The 22435-nt window shown below is 36.9% G+C and carries 22 protein-coding genes; 8 read left to right on the plus strand and 14 right to left on the minus strand.

All coding sequences use genetic code 11. The features are described from left to right. Positions 1-19 precede the first annotated feature (19 nt). Both AC106K_RS19810 and lpxB read right to left on the minus strand, forming a co-directional pair. On the minus strand, positions 20-1108 hold the full coding sequence (locus AC106K_RS19810; RefSeq protein WP_482447176.1) for a glycoside hydrolase family 99 protein: 1089 nt from the start codon (positions 1106-1108) through the stop codon (positions 20-22). A 50-nt stretch (positions 1109-1158) separates the two neighbouring features. After that, complete coding sequence (gene lpxB / locus AC106K_RS19815) at positions 1159-2262, minus strand: lipid-A-disaccharide synthase (protein ID WP_482447177.1); 1104 nt, start codon at positions 2260-2262, stop codon at positions 1159-1161. 147 nt (positions 2263-2409) lie between these two features. Between lpxB and AC106K_RS19820 the strand changes: the two genes are divergently transcribed. From AC106K_RS19820 to AC106K_RS19830, 3 genes are all read left to right on the plus strand, one after another. Continuing rightward, positions 2410-2919, plus strand: coding sequence for a DUF2480 family protein (locus AC106K_RS19820; RefSeq protein WP_482447178.1), 510 nt, complete (start codon positions 2410-2412; stop codon positions 2917-2919). A gap of 2 nt (positions 2920-2921) precedes the next feature. After that, a complete protein-coding gene (locus AC106K_RS19825; RefSeq protein ID WP_482447179.1) occupies positions 2922-4181 on the plus strand; it encodes a protein O-mannosyl-transferase family in 1260 nt (419 codons plus the stop codon). A gap of 81 nt (positions 4182-4262) precedes the next feature. Next, positions 4263-4916, plus strand: a complete 654-nt coding sequence (locus AC106K_RS19830) for a DUF937 domain-containing protein (protein ID WP_482447180.1) — start codon at positions 4263-4265, stop codon at positions 4914-4916. 59 nt (positions 4917-4975) lie between these two features. On the opposite strand, the gene AC106K_RS19835 is transcribed toward AC106K_RS19830, so the two are convergent. Then, positions 4976-5092 carry a 30S ribosomal protein THX gene (locus tag AC106K_RS19835; protein ID WP_082126156.1) on the minus strand — a complete coding sequence of 39 codons (117 nt, stop codon included), beginning with the start codon at positions 5090-5092 and terminating at the stop codon, positions 4976-4978. A 264-nt stretch (positions 5093-5356) separates the two neighbouring features. Continuing rightward, on the minus strand, positions 5357-6751 hold the full coding sequence (locus AC106K_RS19840; protein WP_482447181.1) for an MATE family efflux transporter: 1395 nt from the start codon (positions 6749-6751) through the stop codon (positions 5357-5359). A gap of 173 nt (positions 6752-6924) precedes the next feature. Here AC106K_RS19840 and AC106K_RS19845 point away from each other — a divergent pair, with 173 nt between their 5' ends. The 3 genes from AC106K_RS19845 (at position 6925) to AC106K_RS19855 (ending at position 11785) form a co-directional block, all read left to right on the plus strand. Then, the gene (locus tag AC106K_RS19845) at positions 6925-9108 is read left to right on the plus strand and encodes a S41 family peptidase (RefSeq protein WP_482447182.1); all 2184 of its coding nucleotides are present in this window, start codon (positions 6925-6927) and stop codon (positions 9106-9108) included. Positions 9109-9274: 166 nt separating this feature from the next. Next, positions 9275-11029, plus strand: a complete 1755-nt coding sequence (gene aspS / locus AC106K_RS19850; protein WP_482447183.1) for an aspartate--tRNA ligase — start codon at positions 9275-9277, stop codon at positions 11027-11029. 162 nt (positions 11030-11191) lie between these two features. Then, positions 11192-11785: a hypothetical protein gene (locus AC106K_RS19855; RefSeq protein WP_482447184.1), complete on the plus strand. Its 594-nt coding sequence runs from the start codon at positions 11192-11194 to the stop codon at positions 11783-11785. Between the two features lie 24 nt (positions 11786-11809). On the opposite strand, the gene AC106K_RS19860 is transcribed toward AC106K_RS19855, so the two are convergent. From AC106K_RS19860 to AC106K_RS19875, 4 genes are all read right to left on the minus strand, one after another. Next, on the minus strand, positions 11810-13078 hold the full coding sequence (locus AC106K_RS19860) for an adenylosuccinate synthase (RefSeq protein WP_482447185.1): 1269 nt from the start codon (positions 13076-13078) through the stop codon (positions 11810-11812). 172 nt (positions 13079-13250) lie between these two features. Further along, positions 13251-13823 (minus strand): Crp/Fnr family transcriptional regulator, encoded by a 573-nt coding sequence (locus tag AC106K_RS19865; RefSeq protein WP_482447186.1) that lies wholly within the window; start codon positions 13821-13823, stop codon positions 13251-13253. A 155-nt stretch (positions 13824-13978) separates the two neighbouring features. Continuing rightward, the gene (locus AC106K_RS19870) at positions 13979-14290 is read right to left on the minus strand and encodes a T9SS type A sorting domain-containing protein (protein ID WP_482447187.1); all 312 of its coding nucleotides are present in this window, start codon (positions 14288-14290) and stop codon (positions 13979-13981) included. Continuing rightward, complete coding sequence (locus tag AC106K_RS19875) at positions 14287-15501, minus strand: hypothetical protein (RefSeq protein ID WP_482447188.1); 1215 nt, start codon at positions 15499-15501, stop codon at positions 14287-14289. Before AC106K_RS19875 ends, AC106K_RS19870 begins: the two co-directional genes overlap by 4 nt. A gap of 114 nt (positions 15502-15615) precedes the next feature. Here AC106K_RS19875 and AC106K_RS19880 point away from each other — a divergent pair, with 114 nt between their 5' ends. Then, the gene (locus AC106K_RS19880; protein ID WP_482447189.1) at positions 15616-16140 is read left to right on the plus strand and encodes a hypothetical protein; all 525 of its coding nucleotides are present in this window, start codon (positions 15616-15618) and stop codon (positions 16138-16140) included. Positions 16141-16265: 125 nt separating this feature from the next. Here AC106K_RS19880 and AC106K_RS19885 read toward each other — a convergent pair whose 3' ends face one another. From AC106K_RS19885 to AC106K_RS19910, 6 genes are all read right to left on the minus strand, one after another. Next, positions 16266-17114: a mechanosensitive ion channel family protein gene (locus tag AC106K_RS19885; RefSeq protein ID WP_482447190.1), complete on the minus strand. Its 849-nt coding sequence runs from the start codon at positions 17112-17114 to the stop codon at positions 16266-16268. 323 nt (positions 17115-17437) lie between these two features. Further along, the gene (locus AC106K_RS19890; RefSeq protein ID WP_482447191.1) at positions 17438-17911 is read right to left on the minus strand and encodes a hypothetical protein; all 474 of its coding nucleotides are present in this window, start codon (positions 17909-17911) and stop codon (positions 17438-17440) included. Further along, positions 17911-18645, minus strand: coding sequence for an SDR family NAD(P)-dependent oxidoreductase (locus AC106K_RS19895; protein ID WP_482447192.1), 735 nt, complete (start codon positions 18643-18645; stop codon positions 17911-17913). Before AC106K_RS19895 ends, AC106K_RS19890 begins: the two co-directional genes overlap by 1 nt. A gap of 169 nt (positions 18646-18814) precedes the next feature. Then, positions 18815-19162 carry a preprotein translocase subunit YajC gene (yajC, locus tag AC106K_RS19900; RefSeq protein WP_047098822.1) on the minus strand — a complete coding sequence of 116 codons (348 nt, stop codon included), beginning with the start codon at positions 19160-19162 and terminating at the stop codon, positions 18815-18817. Positions 19163-19172: 10 nt separating this feature from the next. Continuing rightward, the gene (locus AC106K_RS19905; protein WP_482447193.1) at positions 19173-19685 is read right to left on the minus strand and encodes a DUF1573 domain-containing protein; all 513 of its coding nucleotides are present in this window, start codon (positions 19683-19685) and stop codon (positions 19173-19175) included. A 1-nt stretch (position 19686) separates the two neighbouring features. After that, complete coding sequence (locus AC106K_RS19910) at positions 19687-20592, minus strand: transcription antitermination protein NusB (RefSeq protein WP_482447194.1); 906 nt, start codon at positions 20590-20592, stop codon at positions 19687-19689. A gap of 91 nt (positions 20593-20683) precedes the next feature. Here AC106K_RS19910 and AC106K_RS19915 point away from each other — a divergent pair, with 91 nt between their 5' ends. After that, entirely contained in the window at positions 20684-22345 is a 1662-nt protein-coding gene (locus tag AC106K_RS19915) for an ABC transporter ATP-binding protein (protein WP_482447195.1), read from the plus strand. Positions 22346-22435: the final 90 nt, after the last annotated feature.

Genomic DNA, 22435 nt, shown 5'->3' on the forward strand with positions numbered 1-22435 from the left:
AATAAAATTTGGATTTATATTATTTCCCTTTCAGAAACTTATCCATCAACCGTTTGGTTTCTTTGATATAGAACCATGGATCTTTTCCGTAATCTTCGTATTTGAAGGTTCCGGTTTTCTTAGGAATAGCAGGCTCTATCTGAGTCCCTTCGTGCCACTCATTGAATGAAGTTATTCCAATAAAGTCAGGGTTAACTTTGACTGCGGCATCAAACATATTTTCATAATATTTTCCGCCATTTCTGCTTTTAAAATTCGCTTCGTTCCATGGTCTTATCCGTGTATCTGAATACCCCGGTCCTACACAAGGAATAAAAATAAGATGATGATCTTTTGCAAAATTTGCAAGAAATTTCCAGTTAGAAACTGTGCTTCCGAATACAAAGCCTTCACTGGCAAAGTAAGTGTAAAACCCATCAAATCCCGAAGATTCAAAGAAAGCTTCATCATTTTTTTCTACCCACAATCCGATGTACAGTGCATCCAGATTTGTATTTCGCACTGTCTCCGAACCATTTTTCGAAAGTAATTTTGACCATTCTTCTTTGGGAATTTTATAGCTGTCATAAACATACAGCAATGGCTTACCTTCTTTTTTATAAAAAGCATGGTGCGATGAATACGTTTTGATGAGATAGGAAATCTGCTCTTTAAATTCCCTAATATTTTTATAGAATGGCTCTATGTGAAATGCAATTTTTAAATCGAAACGGTCTGCAATATCCAGATATTTTTTCGTGCTTTTATCTGTAAAAGAATCTTTTCCCAACCAGCTTATAACCACTACGCCTACTCCGGATGCTTTGATCATTTTCATATGTTTTTCAATGATCTCTGTATCGTTGGAACTGTAGTTACCCAATTCCGGATAAAAATTGGCACCAATATCAGCCCCTCCTTTATAATGCCCAAGATTATTCCATTTCGGATCTTTCCAATGGGGAAGAATCTCATGATTCCAATGGTAGTAACTGCCATCGGTAGCCGGATTTCCGTACCAGCCATAATAGAATATCTGTACATTTTCTTTATTTTTATTCTGCGCAGCCACGTACGGAAAAAGAAATATGAATGCGATGAATAAGAGGAAACGATTATAATAATTCATGGTTTTAAAAAAGTATTTCAGGGCTTCAAAAACTCCGGTTACAACAGAACTTAAACTTTCAGGATCACATCAGCAGCATGCTCGCTTGCTCCTTTTCCGCCAAGTTTTTTTCTTAAAAGCTCATAATCGCTCAGAACTTGTTCTCTTTTGGTACCCGCCAGTATTTTATGAAGTTCATCTACGAGATTTTTGGTATTCAGATCGTTCTGGATCAGCTCCTTCACCACCTCTCTGTCCATAATCAGATTGACAAGGGAAATATAATTGATATTTTTAACCAGTCTTTTCGCAATGGCGTAGGAAACTTTACTTCCGCGATAGCAAACCACTTCAGGAATATTCAATAGAGCGGTTTCCAATGTGGCCGTTCCGGAAGTAACAAGAGCCGCTTTTGAACATCGTAATAAATCGTAGGTTCTGTTGGAAACAAAATGCACATTATCATCTACATATTTCTGATAAAATTCTTTCGGAAGGCTAGGTGCACCGGCAATGACGAACTGATACTCCTTAAAATGCGGTCTCACGGAAAGCATGATTTCAAGCATTTTTTCCACTTCCTGCTTTCTGGATCCGGGTAAAAGAGCGATGATTTCTTTTTCGTTCAGTCCGTTTTCAGATTTAAAATCCTGAATACTGATGTCCTGAAGGTCAGAAATAGCATCAAGCAACGGATGCCCTACAAAATGAGAATGCACCCCGTGTTTTTTGTAAAAGTCTTCTTCAAACGGAAGAATAACCATCATTTCATCTACATATTTTTTGATGATCTCTACCCTGCCTTCTTTCCATGCCCAAAGCTGTGGAGAGATATAATACACCACTTTGATTCCAAGTTCTTTGGCAAATCTGGCAATCCTTAAATTAAAACCAGGATAATCTACCAGAATCAGTACATCCGGTCTGTTATTCAGAATGTCTTCTTTACAAAATTTGATGTTATTCAGAATTGTTCTCAGGTTCATCACCACTTCCAGAAATCCCATAAAAGCCAAATCTCTGTAATGCTTCACCAATGTTCCACCCTGAGCTTTCATAAGATCCCCACCCCAAAATCTGAATTCTGCAGCCGGGTCTTTCTGTCGTAAGGCTTTCATCAAATTGCTTCCGTGCAGGTCACCGGAAGCTTCTCCTGCAATAATGTAATATTTCATTTCTTCCGAAATCTTATTATTTGTTTTGTATGTCCTTCAAAACCTCAGCTGATACGGCATCATGCGAGATTTCTATGGTAAGGATAGAGAACAAATTAAAATAGATATGATCTTAATTCGTAAATTTGTTCAAAGATAATGATAAAAATGTCAGAAGAATTTGAAATCCGAAATAAAGTTGCCGAAAGCGGGCTTGTGAATTTTGACCTTTCCACTTTACTTCCAAAAGGAGAAAGAAAGGGAATCGATCTTAAAGATTTTCTGTTTCAGGAAATGATCCTGAAGGAAAAAGACTTCCGTGAAAAGGTAGAAGCCATCAATGTTGAAGAATACAAGGATGCTTACATCTACATCTATAATTCTGTGGATACAATCATCCCACTTTGGGCTTATTTTGTCCTTACAGCCAAGCTTACAGATGTGGCTAAAAAAATCGTTTTCGGAAACCGTGAAGATCTTGAAGTGATCCTGATGCATAATGCGATACAGACTTATGATTTCAGTGATATGACAGGAAAGAGAGTTCTGGTAAAAGGTTGCTCTGATAAAGAAATTCCTGAAAATGCATATATAGAACTGGTAGAACAGCTTAAACCTCTTGTAAAATCTCTAATGTTCGGGGAAGCCTGCTCTAATGTTCCTATTGTAAAGAACTAAGAATGAATAAATATTTATCTGCACTATTCCTGTTTATCATCTTTCTGGGCATCTATTATGTAGGAAGTTTCACAAGAATTCCTTTTGCAGATTGTGTAGGATTCATACTATCGGCAGAAAAAGAAGAATGGGTGACTGTAGCTGATGCGACCAGTCATTTTCTTTATGTTAATACGGTTATTTTCATTAAAAGTCTTACAGGTCTCAATGCTATAGAAGCCAGCCGGTTTCTGGTAGTCACTTCGGGAGCTGCAACCGTTGCCGTTATTTATCTTACCCTTAAAAGCCTGGTCAAAAAAGAATGGATCGCTCTTACTGCGGCTGTTGTTTTCGGTTTCAGTTTTTCCTTCTGGAGGAATGCAGAAATTGTGGAGGTATACACCTACAACACCTTATGGATCAGTTTCTTTTTCTATTCTATGATAAAGGTTTTTGCAGAGAATAAGAACAGATACATTATTCTCAGCGGTCTTTTTCTGGGAATCAGCCTTTGGGTCCATATTCAGAATATTCTGCTGATTCCGGCATTTGTTATTTTCCTGTTCTTTTTCAGACAGGAAAAAAAATATGTTTATGCTTCGCTTTCTCTTTTCGCCGTATTATTTTCATCCTTATTTATTTTGAATACGCTACAGGGATTGCCATTTAACTCCCCTTATTCATCCCCTCAGGGAACCTGGGTAGAAGACTCTTTAAAGAAAGCACCTTTGCAATATGTAAGAGATTTTTTTGTCTCACTGGCTTACCTGATCCACAATTTTAACTTATTTGTATTCTTCGGAATTGCAGGGGTGATTTTATTGTATAGATCTCATAAAAGAATGTTTTACGTTTTCTTTACCGGAGCGGTCTGTGTTTATGGTTTTTCCACCTTCTATGCGGTTTCGGATAATTATGTTTTCTTTCTTCCCTTTAATCTTATTTTTGCGCTTTCCATAGGCTATGGACTGTCTTCCGTGCAATATGCCGGATTCAGAAAATTTTCATGGATATGCCTTCTTATTCCTATAGGATATTTCCTTTCTTATACCCTTGTACGATCTACCGAAAAAGGTAAAGAATTTGATGATTTCAAAAAATACAAAGGAGGTCTGACCTACTATTTGCTTCCATGGATGCACAATAATGCCGGTATTGTAGGCTTTACTCTCGATAAAAAAGAGGCTCCGGAACCTATTCAGTGGATGACAAGAAGTGCGGAAGAATATATAAAGGTTCTGAAAAGTAAAGGATATACTGACGAGGAGATCAGAAAACTTTAACAATAATTATGAACTGTGGATATTTTGTAAGGCATATTTTTTGATAACTTTGGGTTACTTAATACTAAACAAACACAAACAATGAGTTTAATTGACCTACTTACAGGGAACACAGGCAACCAGGTTGCTGAACAGGCTGAAAACAAATTCGGAATCAACAGAAACCAGGTACTTGCCCTATTGGCTGTAGCAACCCCTCTGATCATCTCTTACCTTAGAAACAAGTCTCAGGATGCTAAAGAAGCGGAAGCTTTGAACACTGCTTTGGATAAAGATCACAACGGCAGTATCTTAAACGATGCTTCACAAATCGAAGCCAGACAGGCTGAAGGAGGTTCTATCCTTGACCATATTTTCGGGGGACAAAAAAGTACTGTAGAAAATCAACTTTCACAAAATACAGGAATTTCAATAGATAAAATAGGTCCTATCCTTGCGATGCTTGCTCCTGTTGTTATGGGATATATCGGACAGCAAAAACAGCAAAACAACGTAGGTGCCGGAGGTCTTGGAGATCTTTTGGGTGGCATTCTCGGAAATGCGTCCAACCAGGCACAAGCACAACAATCCAGCCCTTTGAATGACATTTTAGGAAGTGTTTTAGGAGGTGGAGGTCAATCATCAGGAAACCCACTGAACGACATTCTTGGAAGTGTACTGGGTGGTGGTGGAAATCAACAGCAGCAGGGCGGCGGCTTAGGCAGCATCCTTGGAAATCTTTTTGGAGGAAAATAATTAATTTAATTTGTATAAAAAAAGACCGGAGATTATTTCTTCGGTCTTTTTATTGGATGTTACTTTTTAGATTTCTCTGTGGCAGCAAAAGATTTTGAGGCTTTCTTAGGCCTTCTTTTCCCATAGCTTCCGGAATTGATTTTCCCTCTTCTTGATTTTTTGTCTCCTTTTCCCATAGTAATAGATATTTGTTGTTATTACGAATTTAGGAAATACGGATGAAAAAACCAATAAATCAAGCTGTTAAAATTTCACAATACATACTACTGGAAGATGGAAGCTTGAGGCTGGAAGTTACTATTAGGTTATTATTTTCAAGCCTCTGTTAACAGATCAAAATCTATAATTTAATAATTATTGATAAAGACTGACTTAAATATTTCAGACTGCCAGCTCCTATCATCCATCCCCTATCATCCATCCCCTATCATCCATCCCTTCTACACTTTTATAGTCTTCCACTTCCCTCTTTTAAAAAGAATAAAAGCAACCACAGTAATCAAAGTTTCTGCCGCCGGAATCGAAATAAAAACTCCTTTCGGCCCCATTTCCAGATGTTTGGAAAGAAAATAAGCCAAAGGAATCTGGAATAGCCAGAACCCAAAGAGATTGACCCATGTGGGAGTCCATGTATCTCCTGCCCCGTTGAAAGCATTGATCATTACCATTCCGATTCCATAGAAAATGAATCCTGTACTCATAATGTGAAGAGCGTTTTGGGCAAAGTTTTTAATCTCGGCTTCCTGAGTAAAGAAACTCACAAGGAAGTTGCTGAAAAGAATAAATATCAAACTGACAGTCAGCATAAAGATCACATTATATTTCACAGTTTTCATCACAGACTGTTCAGCTCTCAGCATTTCATTAGCTCCCATATTCTGCCCTACCAGCGTAGAAGCAGCATTGCTCAATCCCCAGGCCGGAAGCATAAAGAACATCATCAGTCTCAATGCCGTCTGATACCCTGCGGAAGCATTCTCTCCTCCGGTGGTCGCCACAAGTTCTGCAAGAAAAATCCAGCTGCATGATGCGATGACGAACTGAAAAATTCCCGGGGTTGCAATTTTTATAATGGACCGTATCAGGTCATAATGAGGTTTAAAATAATTCAACCTGATACGGATCTGGGTATCTGCTACTAAAAGATGATAAAGCTGATAGATCACTCCTATACTTCTCCCGATGGTGGTAGCCAGTGCAGCACCAGTAAGTCCCATCGCCGGAACAGGGCCTAATCCTTTGATCAGAACCGGACAGAGAATGATGTTAGCAATATTGGCAATCCATAAACTTTTCATCGCAATCATCGCATTTCCAGCTCCTCTGAAAATACCGTTGATCAAAAACAGAAGCATGATAATGGTACTGCTTCCCATCATAATTCTTGTAAAATCTTTTCCATAGGCTGCCGCTTCCGGTCTTGCTCCCATCAGGATCAGAATTTCTTCGGCATAAACTACTCCCAGTATACTTAGAATCAATGTGATGACAAATGAGACCAATAACACCTGTGCCGCACTTCTGGAAGCCTGTTCAGGGTTTTTCTCCCCGATCCTTCTGGCTACCAAAGCTGTCGCTGCCATACTCATTCCTATCGCAATAGAATACATTACTGAGAGTACAGATTCTGTAAGCCCCACGGTCTGAATCGCAAACCCGCTCTCTTTTAGATGTCCTACAAAATACAGGTCAACCAAAGCAAATACAGATTCCATGGCCATCTCCAGCATCATCGGTATGGCCAAAAGCAAGACTGCACTTCTGATATTTACCTTTGTATAATCAGTTTCTTCTCCGCTAAAAGCCTTCTTCAGGAAATCAAGGTACCGTGTCATAATCTTTGTGATTTGTCTGACAAAAATATTGATTCAAAACGGAACAGCACTTTGCATATGGAAAGTTTTTAAACCACATGTATCTGTTAAACTTCTCTTAAATTTTACATAAAAAAGCTGTTCAAATGCTTGATAAACTATTTAACTCATTAGATTTGGGAAAAATAAATACCATGAGAAAACATATTATTACGTTTCTGATGCTTCTTCCTTTCACTACCTATTATGGTCAGAATAAGGCAGACAATCTGAATTTCGAAAATATTGAAAACAATATTCCAAAGCTATGGACAGTCATTGGCAAAGATCCATCGTCCATCTCTGTGGATACCCAGGAAAAAAAAGAAGGGAAATATTCTGTTCTGGCACAAGCTTCAACAGCTGGTATGAAAGGGCTTATGTATGTTCTTCCCGAAAACTATGCCGGAAAAAAGATTACCATCTCCGGCTATATAAAAACAGAAGATGTGACTGAAGGGTTTGCCGGAATCTGGATCCGTATAGACCCGAAAGTAGGTTTCAACAATATGCAGGATAAAGGCATAAAAGGAACCACACCATGGACAAAATATGAAACAACTCTTACTCTCGCCCCTGAAAGAACCAAAGAAATTGTTATCGGAACTCTTTTGACAGGTAAAGGAAAAGCCTGGTTTGATGATATTAAAATAACCATAGACGGAAAAGATATTCAGGAAGCAATAGCGTTTCAGAAACCCAAGGTAAAGGCTGAGCTTGATAATCAGTTTGACAATGGTTCAGAAATCAACAGTATTGATACCAGCAAAAAAAACATGGATAACCTGAAGAGTCTGGGACTGATCTGGGGTTACCTGAAATATTATCATCCAAGTGTAGCAGAAGGGAAATACAACTGGGATTATGAACTTTTCAGAATTTTACCTAAAATCAGTGGAACTTCATCCAAGCAGAGAGATCAGATTCTAACGGAGTGGATCAAAGGTCTTGGAACATTTCAGACAGAGAAGTTTACTGTTGATGCAAAAAATGTAAAAATTAATCCGGACCTTAGCTGGATCACCGGTTCAGGTTTTTCAAAAGAACTTTCTGATCTTCTTTTGCAGCTCAAAGATGCCAAAAGACCTAAAGTAAATTATTATCTGGATTTTTATGATAATGTTGGAAACCCTGACTTTAGCCATGAAAAACCTTACGAAAACAACGCGTATCCGGACACCGGCTTCCGTTTGCTCTCATTGTACAAATACTGGAACATCATTCAATACAGTTTTCCATACAAGAACCTTATACAGGAAGACTGGAAAGATGTACTTCCTGAATTTATTCCCAAGTTTGTCGATGCAAAAAACGAAACGGATTATACGCTTGCCACTTTAGAGGTCATTGCAAGAATACATGACACCCATGCCAATATATGGGGATCCAACAAAGTCCTGAATCAGTATTTCGGAGCAAGGCATAGTTCTGTGAAACTTACGTTTGCAGAAAATAAAGCTGTAGTGAGCGGATTTAATAATGATCAATTGGGTAAAGAATCCGGGCTACAGGTAGGGGATGTAGTCACAGAAATCAATGGAAAACCGGTAGATAAGATTGTAAAGGAAATGCTGAAAATAAGTCCAGCCTCAAACTATCCTACTCAGTTGAGAGATATTGCGAAAAAATTATTGAGAAGTAATTCGGAAACAGTCAGTATTAAGATTTCCAGAAACGGAAAACCGGAAAGCCTGACGCTGAAGACCTATGAACCTAAAGAGCTTAATATCAAAAAAGAACAGAAAGAGTTCTTTAAAATGCTGAATCCCCAAACAGGCTACTTTTATATGGGAAGTGCCGATAGCAAAAAACTTTCCGATCTCTTTAATCAGGTTAAAGATACAAAAGGAATTGTAATTGATTTCAGAAGTTATCCACCAGACTTTGTCGTATTTTCTATGGGCAAATTATTAAAAAAGGATGCTTCTGATTTTGTGAAATTCACCCAAACGAACAATGAGATGCCAGGGCTCTTCACCTTTACACCGAGTATTGGTACAGAAGGAAATGGAGCTGATTATTATAAAGGAAAAATTGCTATCCTGGTTAATGAAACCACGCAGAGCAGCGCCGAATATCATACCATGGCCTTCAGAACAGCTCCTAATGCAAAAGTATTCGGTTCTACAACTGCCGGTGCCGACGGAAATGTTTCAACAATTCTCCTGCCCGGAAATATTTCGACTATGATCAGCGGTATCGGAGTCTATTATCCGGACGGAACAGAAACCCAAAGAATAGGAATTGTTCCGGATGTAGAGATCAAGCCAACTGTGGAAGGCATCAAAAACGGCAAAGATGAAGTGCTGGACAAAGCTCTTGAATGGATCAAAAGCTGATTTCAGGATACAACCTATTCCTGCTTCTTTTTATGATAAAAACAAAGTCAAAAACTTCCTTTTCGGAAGTTTTTTGTTTATAAAACCTGCAAAAATCTTATCTTTGCCAACGAAAAATTCAAGGTTCGAAGGAGAACCTTAAACATTGAACTTTAAACAAATAATTATGTTTCGATCACACACCAACGGAGAGCTATCTCTGAAAAATCTGAATGAAGAAGTTACACTATCTGGATGGGTACAGACTATCCGTGATAAAGGATTTATGATTTGGGTAGATCTTCGAGATCGTTACGGAATTACCCAGCTGGTTTTTGACCAGGAGCGTTCTTCTGCACAATTGATGGAAGAAGCAAAAAAATTAGGCCGTGAATTTGTTATTCAGGCAACCGGAAAAGTTATTGAAAGAGTAAGTAAAAATCCTAATATTCCTACAGGAGAAATTGAAATTTTAGTTGAAAAACTTACAATTCTGAACGACTCTCAGCTTCCTCCATTCACTATTGAGGATGAAACTGACGGTGGAGAAGAATTAAGAATGAAATACCGTTACCTGGATATTAGAAGAAATCCGGTAAAAGATAAATTGATCTTCCGTCACAAAATGGCGCAGAAAGTAAGAAATTACTTATCTGATGAAGGTTTCATTGAAGTGGAAACTCCTGTTTTGATCAAATCTACTCCGGAAGGGGCAAGAGATTTTGTGGTTCCAAGCAGAATGAACCCGGGACAGTTTTATGCATTGCCACAATCTCCACAGACTTTCAAGCAATTGTTGATGGTAGGTGGAATGGATAAATATTTTCAGATTGTAAAATGTTTCCGTGATGAGGATTTAAGAGCAGACAGACAGCCGGAATTTACACAGATCGACTGTGAAATGGCGTTTGTAGAGCAGGAAGACGTGATGAATGTTTTCGAGGGAATGACTAAAACTCTTATCAAAGATATTACAGGTCAGGAATTCGGAGATTTCCCAAGAATGACTTTCGCTGATGCGATGAGAAAATACGGAAACGACAAACCGGATATTCGTTTCGGAATGAAATTCGTAGAGCTTAACGAGCTTGTAAAAGGAAAAGACTTTAAAATATTTGATGAAGCAGAATTGGTTGTCGGAATCAATGTAGAAGGATGTGCAGAGTACACCAGAAAGCAGATCGATGAACTTGTGGATTGGGTAAAACGTCCACAGATCGGAGCTTCAGGAATGGTTTGGGCCAAATTCCAGAATGACGGTGTGAAAACCTCATCGGTAAATAAATTCTACAACGAAGAAGATTTAGCGAAGATCATTGAGAAATTCGGAGCAAAAGAAGGAGACCTGATGTTGATTCTTTCCGGAAACGAAAATAAGGTAAGAGCTCAGCTTTCTGCACTAAGAATGGAACTTGGAAACCGTTTGGGATTAAGAAAAGGAAATGTATTTGCACCGCTTTGGGTTGTTGACTTCCCTCTTTTGGAGTGGGACGAAGACACTGAAAGATACCATGCGATGCACCACCCTTTCACGTCTCCAAAACCTGAAGATATTCACTTATTGGAAACGGATCCTGGGAAAGCAAGAGCCAACGCTTACGATATGGTTCTTAACGGAAACGAAATCGGAGGTGGATCTATCAGAATCTTTGACAGAGATCTTCAGTCTAAAATGTTTGATCTTTTAGGATTCTCAAAAGAAGAAGCAGAGGCTCAGTTTGGATTCTTAATGAATGCCTTCAAATACGGAGCACCGCCACACGGTGGTTTAGCATTCGGATTCGACCGTCTGGTAGCGATTCTTGACGGAAATGAGGTGATCAGAGATTATATTGCCTTCCCTAAAAACAATTCCGGAAGGGATGTAATGATCGATGCTCCGGCTTCTATTGCTGATGCACAGCTCGATGAATTAGAATTAAAATTGGATTTAAAAGCATAAATTTAAAGCGGGGTATTGGCCCCGCTTTTTTATTTATTATTCCTACTCACAATATTGATTTCTTCTTGTAATTCTTTTGAAAAAAGGATTTAGAAGATAAACGAATAATTCAGATCAATAAAAACCTTAATCAACCTTTTCAAATAAGTTCAGCTTAAATAAATGAAAGAAAAACGAAAACTCAAAATCTGGGAAATCCCTGTTACAATTGCCCTTTTAGCAGGGTTAGTCATGTTCATGTATGGGATGGGCGGAAAGATAAAAGGAACAAAAAGAACAGAGCCTTTTAGAGTTGAATATTTTATGGGAGGTCTTTCTCTTCTGGCTTTCGTGGGTTTCTATATTTTTTCTAAAAATAAAAGTGAGGAAGGCTTTTCTTTAGAGAACTTCAACAGAGACCTTATCATTGATGATATAAAAAGATACAATATTTCCGGCACAGTAGATTTGAGTAAAGCAGTAATGGAAAGTTTCGTTTTTGGAGTGGGGAAAACCCAGAATGACTATGTCAATATTTTCTATAACAAACTTGACATTGAATTTGTAAAAACCAAAGTGACGGTTGAATATACAAATGGTGATACTCCATTAATCCTTACAGCCTATACCAATATTGATAAAATAACTTTAAAGGAAATTATTGCTCAACAACTCCCTTCCACCCGAGTGTATTTTGATAAATATATTCCCAGCGATTATTATATTGATCTGGAGTTCCTGCAACATTGGGAAAAACAAAATGAAAGCGGGAAATAAAACCCGCTTTACTTATATCAGATGTTATTTCATCTTCAAAATCTCTTCTCTTCCCGGGCCTATAGAAAGATACCCTACAGGAACATCCAATTCTGTTTCCAGGAAAGTGAGGAAATTCATGAGTTCTTTTGGTAATTCGGAAGTGCTCTTTATTTTCGAAAAATCGGCATTCCAGCCTTCCATCCATTTCAACACAGGTTGTGCCTGCTCCGGAAGTGTTCCGGAAACCGGGATAATTTCACCGTTCAGCTCATAATGGGTACAAACCGCAACTGATTTCAACCCACTTAAGACGTCGGCTTTGGTCAGAACCAACTGAGTCACTCCATTGATCATTACCGCATACCTCAAAGCAGGCAGATCCAGCCAGCCTATTCTTCTTGGTCGACCTGTATTGGAACCAAATTCGTTTCCTTTCATTCTGAGATCATCTCCGAATTCATCTAAAAGTTCCGTTGGAAAAGCACCATTTCCTACACGGGTACAATACGCTTTTGCAATTCCGTAAATATCACCGATCTTTTTCGGTGAAACTCCTAAGCCGCTGCTTGCTCCTGATGCCGTCGTTGAAGAAGACGTCACATATGGATAAGTACCGTGATCAATATCCAGCATCGCTGCCTGAGATCCTTCGGCCAATACTTTTTCACCTTCAGATAAGGCCTTGTTAAGATGGATTTCAGTTTCTGTACAATTGAATTTTTTCAGGAATTCTACTGCATCAAAGAATTCTTTACTGATTTCTTCCAAAGCAGGCAAAACAATCATTCCTTCTTCTTCCAGCATTTTGTAATCTCTATCCAGAATATGCTGGGCTCTGCTTTGAAAATCTGATGAAAATATATCCCCTACTCTCAGGTTTTGTCTTAATATTTTGTTTGAATACGCCTGGGCAATCCCATTTTTTGTAGTTCCGATCGTGGTATACTCAGGACTTTCTTCCATGAAAATATCCAGAAGCTTATGTGTTGGCATTACCAGGTGTGCTTTTTTGGAAATAATGATATTATTTTCTGGCTGAACGGTATCGTCAAATACCTGAAGATTCAGGATCTCTTTTTTAAAGCTTACAGGATCAAGAACGGTTCCTGTGCCAATGATATTCTGCACCTCTTTCATAAAGATCCCTGAAGGAATCATTTTAAGGGTTATTTTCCGTCCTTTTCTCTCTATGCTATGCCCAGCATTAGCTCCGCCATTAAAACGGGCTGTAATGTCATAATTTTCACTGATCAGGTCAATAAACTTTCCTTTTCCTTCATCTCCCCATTGCAATCCTAAAACGATGTCCATATTGTTGTAAATTTTATGGTACAAAGCTAGGGAGGTTTGAAAGGGAGGCCATTGTCATTTGACAAAAACGTATATCAACTTATATTCTTTTTATCAGGTTTGGGCTAAAGCCAGCGGAAAAATTTTAAATGATATGATGGGCTAAAGCCCATCTCTATTGAATGCTGATAAGTTATTCATTAACATTTCTTCTGATCCGGCTCAATGATGAGGGGGTGATTCCCAGATAGGAAGCCAGCATCGATTGTGGTACTCTGTTGGCAAGACCGGGATAATGGTTTAAAAAATGGATATAACGGGCTTTCGCATCCTGGTTCAACATAATACTCGCTACTTTCAGCTTATTTTCAACAACGAAGGCGTGAATTCTGGCAAAGAGAACAGGCCATATGGCAATCTCTTTTTCAAGCACTCTGAAATGATCGAGATCTATGACAAGCAATACGGCATCAGTGATCGCTTCGATATATTCGTGAGCAGGAAGCTGGTCATTAAATCCCTGAAAATCTCCGATAAATCGCCCTTCATAGATAAAATACCGGGTAAAATCATCCCCTTCTTTATTGTAGTATAACGCCCGGAAAACACCTTCTTTCACAAAAGCAATCCTTTGACTTACTTTACCGGCTTCAATAAAAGGTTCTCCTTTTTTCACCCTAACTTCCTGCATTCCTTTAGCCAACAAAAGTTCATCCTGTGCATTCAGGATTCCAAATTTTTTGATGTAATTAAAAAGTTCTTCCATTTTTTGTATCCACAGATTGCGGAAAGATAAAGGTATAAAAGTCGCCTGAAAAAACCATTGTCATTTGACAAAAAGCTTGGAAATATTCATATACAGATATTTCTTTTTTTAATCGTTGTAAAAACAAAAGACGGGATTGTTTCCCGTCTCTTCTATTATTCTTTAATAAATTTATGTGTAGTTTCTCCAACCTTGAGGAAGTAAGTCCCCTTCACAAGACTACTTATATCAACTTTGTTATTATTGATTGAAAGCTTCATTATTATTTTTCCACTTATATCTATTACTTCCGCATTGGAATCTTTAGTCTTAGTGTTTTTCAAATACAGAATGTCTTTAACAGGGTTAGGATAGATACTTACAAGCTCATTTTTAATAGGCTTATCAATAACTGCCAATGTATTTGCATTATTTAAAATCTTAGTAATAATCCCTTTGCTCGGAGTCTGATGATTGCCAAAGATCATGATGTCATAATAGCAGAATTAATATATTCTTTACTATTCAAATCAATGTCTACTACACCATTACTACCAAAGCCTTGATCAACAGAGCCGTCGGGTTTAAATTTTTTAATAAACTGATTGCTATCTGCTGCATTTCCTGTAGGACTTGCTGTACATACTAAAAATAAGTTACTGGTATTGTCTAATAATAAAGTAGGAAAAAGAACATTGGTATCTACATAATAACTAGTATTATTGTTGTAATACACTTCATTGACAACCCCATTGGTTCCAAAACTATTAGCCAGTTCTCCGTTTTGATTTAATTTCATTAGAGTAATGAGCATTGTCGGTATACCTGCTGCAGAAGAAAATCCATATATATAAGTATTATTATCTTTACCTGTAGCTGTACATAAGTAAGTTACATAATTGGGTAGAGGAGTATATGGAATAGGATTATTATTATAAGTTGTGTCTAAAATACCATCCTCCGAATATCTGGATTTCATCAAAACTCCATTAGATTTTTGTCTAATCAAAACAAGTTTTGAATCATTCTGAACCACTAAACGACCTAAATCGCTCTCCATTAATAGTATGCCATTATTTCCAAAACTCATATCTATAGAACCATTTTCATTAAGGCGAAAAACTGCTAATTTCCTTACCTGATTTTCTACTACAGCACTGCTTATTAAGATTTTATTAGTATTAGTTAGTAGCACATTATTAAAATTAAAGATTCCCGACATTCCAAGATTGCTCACAAAATCATCTAAAATAGTTCCGTCAACCATTCCATTAGTACCAAACCCTGTATCATAAGAACCATTTTCATTAAGTCTAATCAATTTATTACCCATCAAATCTCCCAAAATGATTTTTTGATCAGATTGAATACCCATTTTAATTAAACGTGTATAAGGGTTTGAACTTGCAGGAGGAATAACTACTGTACTAAAGCTATTATCTATTGTTCCATTTGCATTTAATCTTTGAATAAAATTTGTAGTATAATTAGGATATGGTCCAGCATAAAGGCTTCCACTCACAATAATCTTCTGTTGTGAAGTTATAGCTCCTGTTTCATAAATAAATCCATATGCATTATTAGGAGTATGGGTAAACACTCCATTAGTACCAAAGCCAGGATCTAAAAATTGATTCTGTGCTTTTATCGAAATAACTGATAATGAAATCCCTAAAAAAAGGATGAGTCTATTGATCATGTTTATTATATTTTTTTGTGTAAATATAGTGCAATATTTCAGGAAAGGATTTGATGTGATGAAGATCCTGAAATAGCTACAGAATACTGATTAATTTTTGGTATCTTTATTAGCATGAAACATTTATCAGTATTGTTTATTTTCATATTATTTGTCAGCTGTTCTGATCATAAAACAAGCTCAGGGCAGGCAAAATATTCTTTTGACAATATACTGCCTACTTATAGCACGGATACTCTATTTATAAAATCCAGGTTTGCAGATTGTGGAGAATGGGGCGGTCATGAGGAACTGATCAAGATATACCGCTCTGAGAAAAAACTGAAGCTCACTTATATAAAATATGAAGTTAATTGCAGAACCCGGGATCAATCAGGTTTACTACAGGTTGAAAAGCTCAACAAGAATATTAAATTATCCCGCTTTCAAAAACTGGCTTTAATGAATTATATGGAGAGTTTAATGAAGACGCAATTTCTGAATAAAGAAATTTCAAATGCAGGAAATTATTTCACTTTGGAAGACACCAAAGGAAATTTAAAATTGACCTGTGGCGGAAATAACCCTTTATTGCTGGAACACTATAATCTGTTGATGACTAAACTTGAATTTCCGAAGGTAACTATTCAAGAAAACTAAAATATTCCCCTCTCCTCAATGAATAAGGATATTTTCCGGATGAAGATCCCAAGCGTCTTATAAACAAAAAATTCCTGCATTCGTAAAGAACGCAGGAATTTTTATTATGATAGTATGACTATTTTTTACTGTTGATTATAAACATGTACATCTCTCTGAGGGAAAGGAATTCCGATTCCGGCTTTATCAAGAGCTTCTTTACAGCCAATGATCAATTCTTCGTTCATTTTCCAGAAATTCTCTGTAGCTGTACTTACTCTTACTGATACATTCACTGCACTGTCTCCAAGTTCTGTTACTACAACCTGTGGTGCCGGATCTTTAAGCGCATACTGGTTATTTTTTATCACTTCCATTAAAACGTCTTTGGTCTGTCTTAAATCTGCATCATAGGCAATTCCGATGTCCAAAGCAGTTCGGCGTGTACCCAGTTGAGTAAAATTAGTAATACTGTTATTCGAAACGACTCCATTGGGAATAATAATTAACTGATTTTGCGGGGTAATTAGTTTGGTATGAAAAATATCAATAGCCTGCACCGTTCCTGATACTCCGGAATTGGTAGAAATGAAGTCTCCTATTTTAAAAGGTTTTAATAATAAAATAAGAATTCCTCCGGCAAAATTCGTCAGTGATCCCTGCAAAGCTAAACCTACGGCTAAACCTGCAGCACCAATCATTGCAACAAATGCTGAGGTTTGTACTCCCAATTGGGTAACGACAACAATAAAAAGGAGAATATTGAGCCCCCAGTTGATAATATTAAGAAGGAAGTGCTGTAAAGAAGCTTCCATATTACGTTTTTTGAACCCTTTCTCAGCAAGTTTCTTAATCATTCTGATCATCCATGATCCAATCAGATAAATCAATAATGCAGAAACAATTGCAGTAAAGATTCTCGGTGCCCATGAAATGGCTGAAGATATTAAGGTATCCCAATGTTTTTGAATGTTGTTCAATTGTAAATCGTCCATTTTTTCTACTACTTATTTAATGTTTTTGTCTGTATCTGTTCATTGATCTCTCCGGGTAGCAAGTATAAAATGAAGAAGAATAAAAGACATCTATAATCAAAAAGAAACCAACCCTAAACCTTAAAAGGTGAAGAATAGAGAATGAAAGATGAAAATAGTTTGACAGCAGAACAGATGGGTTCAGCCTTACTCAATGATCATTTTAAAATCGGGTCTTACTGAGAAGAAATAATTTCGGGCATAGAATTACAAAAACGATACCGCTTTTCAAATAATCTACCCATTTCGGAATTTTAAAAGAAAATAAATACTACGAAAAGACTTTATTGACGAAAAGAAGGAGCGCTTATTTTGTTTATTATTTTTAAATAATGATCAATCCGGCTTACGTCTTTTATGCCGTTAATAACCACATAAAGATTATTAATGATTGAAGATACAGACAATTCATTTTTGTTTTTACACATGATCAACTGTATTTCTAAATCCTGAGCAAGATCAGTCAGATATTCTACTTCATCAATTTTAGAAAAACATTCGCAGAAAACATATCCCGAATCATGTTTACCTTTTAATTTAAAATCTGTTGAGCTTAGGAAATATGCTATAATATACTGTTCATACTCCGGCCATGTAAAAACTTTTTCTGCAAAATCATCCTGCTCCTTTGAGGTCAAATCATTTAATACATTCTGAATAAAGGGAAAGTAATCATATTCAAAATATTCCTGCGGATCATCCAGATTTATTTCGTTGATATAATTTTTGATGATAAGAAACTGGTCTTTCATCTTCATTAAGGAAGTTTTGCAGCCAGACTTTCCGGTAAAAGCCTTAAAATATGATAAATGATCTTCCATTTGAAATTCGGGACAATGGTAAAAGAATTTCCGGCATTGACAATAAATTTTGCTACATAATCCGGCTCCATGATCAAAGACTCATTCAATTCCAGTCCTTCATTTATTTTTGTCCTGATATAGCCTATCACCAAAGCATTCACCGTTATTTTCCGGGAAGCAAGCTCTTGTCTTAATCCTGCCAGATATTGGGTAAATGCGGCCTTCGTACTTCCGTACACAAAATTACTTTTTCTGCCTCTTACTCCTGATAAGGAAGATAACCCGATGATTCTTTCAAGGTTTTTATTGCTTTCATCCATTGCAATGATGTTCAGAATAGAAACTCCCCCCATATAATTGACCTCCATCATTTGTCTGGCCCCTTTAAAATCTCTTAGTGCCTTTTGATTATCTACAAGGAAACCTGCTGAATATACTGCAATATGTGGTTTTACAGGAAGTCTGGTATAAAACTCCTGATGTGAATCAAAATCAGCAGCATCAAAATACAAAACAGAAATCTTATTCTTATCCAGGTTATTTAAGGTGATAAAATCTTCCAGAGATTTTGTATTTCTGGAAGCAGCTATTACAGACAAGCCTTTTTCAAGATATTGGATGATACATTGCTTGGCCACATCTGAATTGGCCCCTAAAATGAGAACGGTTTTGTTTGTGTTTTGACTCATAAGGCAAAGATAATTTTTTATTAAACATTAATTTCACTAATGTTTTCACAAATGGACATAAAATTTTATCCGCTGTATAGTTTGGATATGGAATATATAATAGGACATAAAAAAGCTGCGGCGGGTGAACTTCGTTCACCCGCCGCAGCTAAATATTTTTGAGACTGAATTATTTTTTTTCTTCAGTTTCTGTTTTTTCAGTACTTTTTGCTTTATCTCCAAAACGGGATTCAGTCATTTCTCTTGAAACTGCCGCTTTTTCGAATTTCAGTTTTCCGGATAATGTTTCGATAACAAAACCGTCATCCTGAACCTGAGCAATTCTTCCGTGAAGACCTGATGTAAGTACCACTCTGGTTCCTACTTTAAGGTTCTCCTGAAAGTTTTTCTCCTGCTTCTGCTTTTTCATCTGCGGTCTTATCATAAGGAAATAAAACCCTACAAACATCACCCCCATCATGATCAGCATCATAGGTGAAGAGCCTCCTCCCTGTGCCTGTAAAAATAGTGTCAACATATTTTTAAAATTATGGTTGAATATTCGCTGTGAAAGTTAATTTGATCGGAGCTTTTTCTACGTTGGCAAAAACATCTGCATATTTCTGTACGTTTCCTTCGAAGCTTGAAGAATCAAAATGAAGGGTAACTTTTCCTTTTTTACCAGGCATGATCGGCTCTTTTGTGAAGTCAGGAGCTGTACATCCGCATCCAGGCTTTACTTCAGAAATGATCAATGGGTTTTTCCCAGTATTGGTGATTTCGTAGATGTGCTCTACTTTATCTCCTTTTTTGATTTTTCCAAAATCGAAATTACTTTCAGACAAAGCAATGGAAGTAGATGGTTCGTTGGAAACCGGAGCAGCAGCTTCAGCTGGAGCAGCAACAGGATTTACCGCTGAGTCAGTAGTCATTGGAGTTCCTGCAGCTGTAGAATCAGTAGCTACAGTTTCAGCATTTTGGGTTTCTTTGTTTTCTTTCTTACATGAAACCAACCCAAAACCTATAATAGATAAGGCGATAATTGATAACGTCTTTTTCATTTTATATTCTATTTTGATCTTTACAATATTTATCTAAAATACCATTAATGAAGATATTGGAACGGTCTGTAGCATATACTTTTGCAATTTCAATATATTCATTAATAATGACTCTTGAAGGGGTGAAAGCAAAATTATCAAGTTCTGCAATCGCGGTCGACAAAATGACTTTATCCATTAGAGAAACTCTTTCCAGATCCCAGTTTTCCAATCTTTCTTCCAACTTTTTCTCGTTGTTTTCCCAATTGTTCAGGGTATCTCTCAACAGTTTACTGGCAAAAGTTTTATCATCTTCATCTTTGATCATCTTGATCAGCGTTCTGCTTTCTTCATCTTCTCTCAGGAAACCGATTGTTTTTTGTACCATGGAGTTTGAAATATGAATATCATCATACCAAGAAAGTTCTTTATCTCCCAGATAGTCATGGAAATCATCATTTTCAGCAATATATCTTAAAAATAATTTCCCGATAAACTTCTGATCATCTTCAAAAGAATAGCCTTCTTCTTTCATGAAATCCTGATAACGTTTTCCGGCAGTGATTCTTTGGAAAGTTTTTACCAGTAAGTCATCATGCATATCCCATTTCAGCTGCTTGTGCTGGCCTGTGAAGAATAATCTTTCCGGGTTTTCTTCCAGCTTAAGCAATACCTGGTTGTTGATGAATTTCTGGTTAGGATTAATATCAGCATCTGTTTTAAGATATTTGTTCTTTCCAATTTCGATCTGGTGTTCTGCCAATTCTTTCAGGCTCACCAGGAAATTAAGCTGATAGATATAGAGATAATAGATTTTCTCTATTCCAGCGAACATGTTTTTCTCTAAAACATCAAACTTAACAGGATTCTGATAGTATGAATACACTGTCTGTACTACTTTTTCACGGATTTGTCGTCTTCCTAACATTCAAAGAGCTTTTTAATGAGTGCAAAGATACAAAATTTAAAATTGATGAAATTCGTAGTCTGATGACATTTTTGTAATTTTGTACAACTATATGAAAGCGCTAAAAACCTTAAACCCCTATTTTTGGAAACACAAAATACTTTTGTTTTGGGGGGTACTATTCATCATTGCCAGTAATTTTTTCAATATATATAAAGTTCAGTTCGTAGGAAAATCTGTGGATGAGCTTACCAAAAGCGGAAATTTAGGCTTCAATCAGCAGGTTCTGATCTATGTTGGAATTATTGTTGGCTGTTCTCTGCTGACGGGCTTTTTCACCTTTATGATGAGGCAGACCATTATTGTAGCTTCCAGAAGGATTGAATATGAACTTAAAAATAAAATTTACAGACATTATCAGGATTTATCTTTAACGGATTATAAGCAGACCACCATAGGAGATTTAATGAACAGATTAAGCGAGGATGTGGTTGCGGTAAGAATGTATCTTGGTCCAGGGGTGATGTATGTGGCTAACCTTATCGTTCTTGTTCTGATTACTGCTATATATATGGTAAAGACAGACGCTTCAATGACGTTATGGACTTTATTACCTCTTCCTATTTTATCTCTTGCTATTTATAAGGTAAGTTCTATTATCAATCAAAAGTCGAAGATCATGCAGAAAAGCCAGTCTGCTATTTCTACTTTTGTGCAGGACAGTTTCTCAGGAATTCGGGTAGTCAAATTTTTTGCAAGGGAAAAGTATATTAAAAATAACTACGGAATCAAAGTAACGGATTATCAGAATAAGGCTTTAGATCTTGCCAAAACGGAGGCTTATTTCTTTACCATCATTCTGTTCGTTATTGGTTTATTGAATGTGGCTATTATCTGGATAGGAGGAACGAAATATATTGCCGGAGAACTAAGCATCGGTAAGATTGCAGATTTCTTCATGTATATCAATACCCTGATCTTTCCGTTTTCTATGGTAGGCTGGGTAACATCCGTCAATCAAAGGGCTGAAGCTTCCATGCAAAGGATCAATGAATTTATGGATAAAAAATCGGAGATCATCAATACCAACTTCGAGACCTATCCTATTAAAGGAGATATTGAATTCCGAAATGTATCTTATGTTTATCCCAATACAGGAATCAAAGCGCTGGATAATTTAAGTTTTACCATTAAAGCCGGGGAATCTTTGGCTATCATGGGAAAAACCGGAAGTGGAAAATCAACGGTTGCCTTATTATTATGCAGGCTGATAGACCCTACGGAGGGGGAGATTTTGATTGATGGTAAAAACCTGAAAGATCACAATCTTGATAATTACAGAAACTTCATAGGATATATTCCTCAGGAAAGCTACTTGTTCTCTGATTCTATTGAAAATAACATTGGTTTTGCCATTGATCATCCGTCGCACGAAAAAGTAATTGAGTACGCTCAGATTGCAGATGTTCACAAAAATATTGTTGAATTTAAAGAGCAATATAAAACACTTGTGGGTGAACGCGGGGTTATGCTTTCGGGGGGGCAAAAGCAGAGAATCTGTATCGCCAGAGCCCTTATTAAGGATCCTAATATCATCATTTTTGACGATTCCCTGTCTGCTTTAGATACTGAAACGGAACAGAATATCCTGGAAAATATCGACAGAAAAATCAGTAATGCAACATCCATAATCATCACACACAGAGAGTCTAGCGCTCAAAAAGCGGACCAAATCATCAACCTCACCGAAATTGCTAATTCTGTAACCGCTTAGCTGTTTCATTCTCAATTGTTAAATAAATCATAAAAAAAATTTTGTGATTAAAAGAATTCTTTTATATTTGTTCTTAACAAGATTAAAAAA

This window comes from Chryseobacterium sp. FR048 (assembly GCF_056844665.1).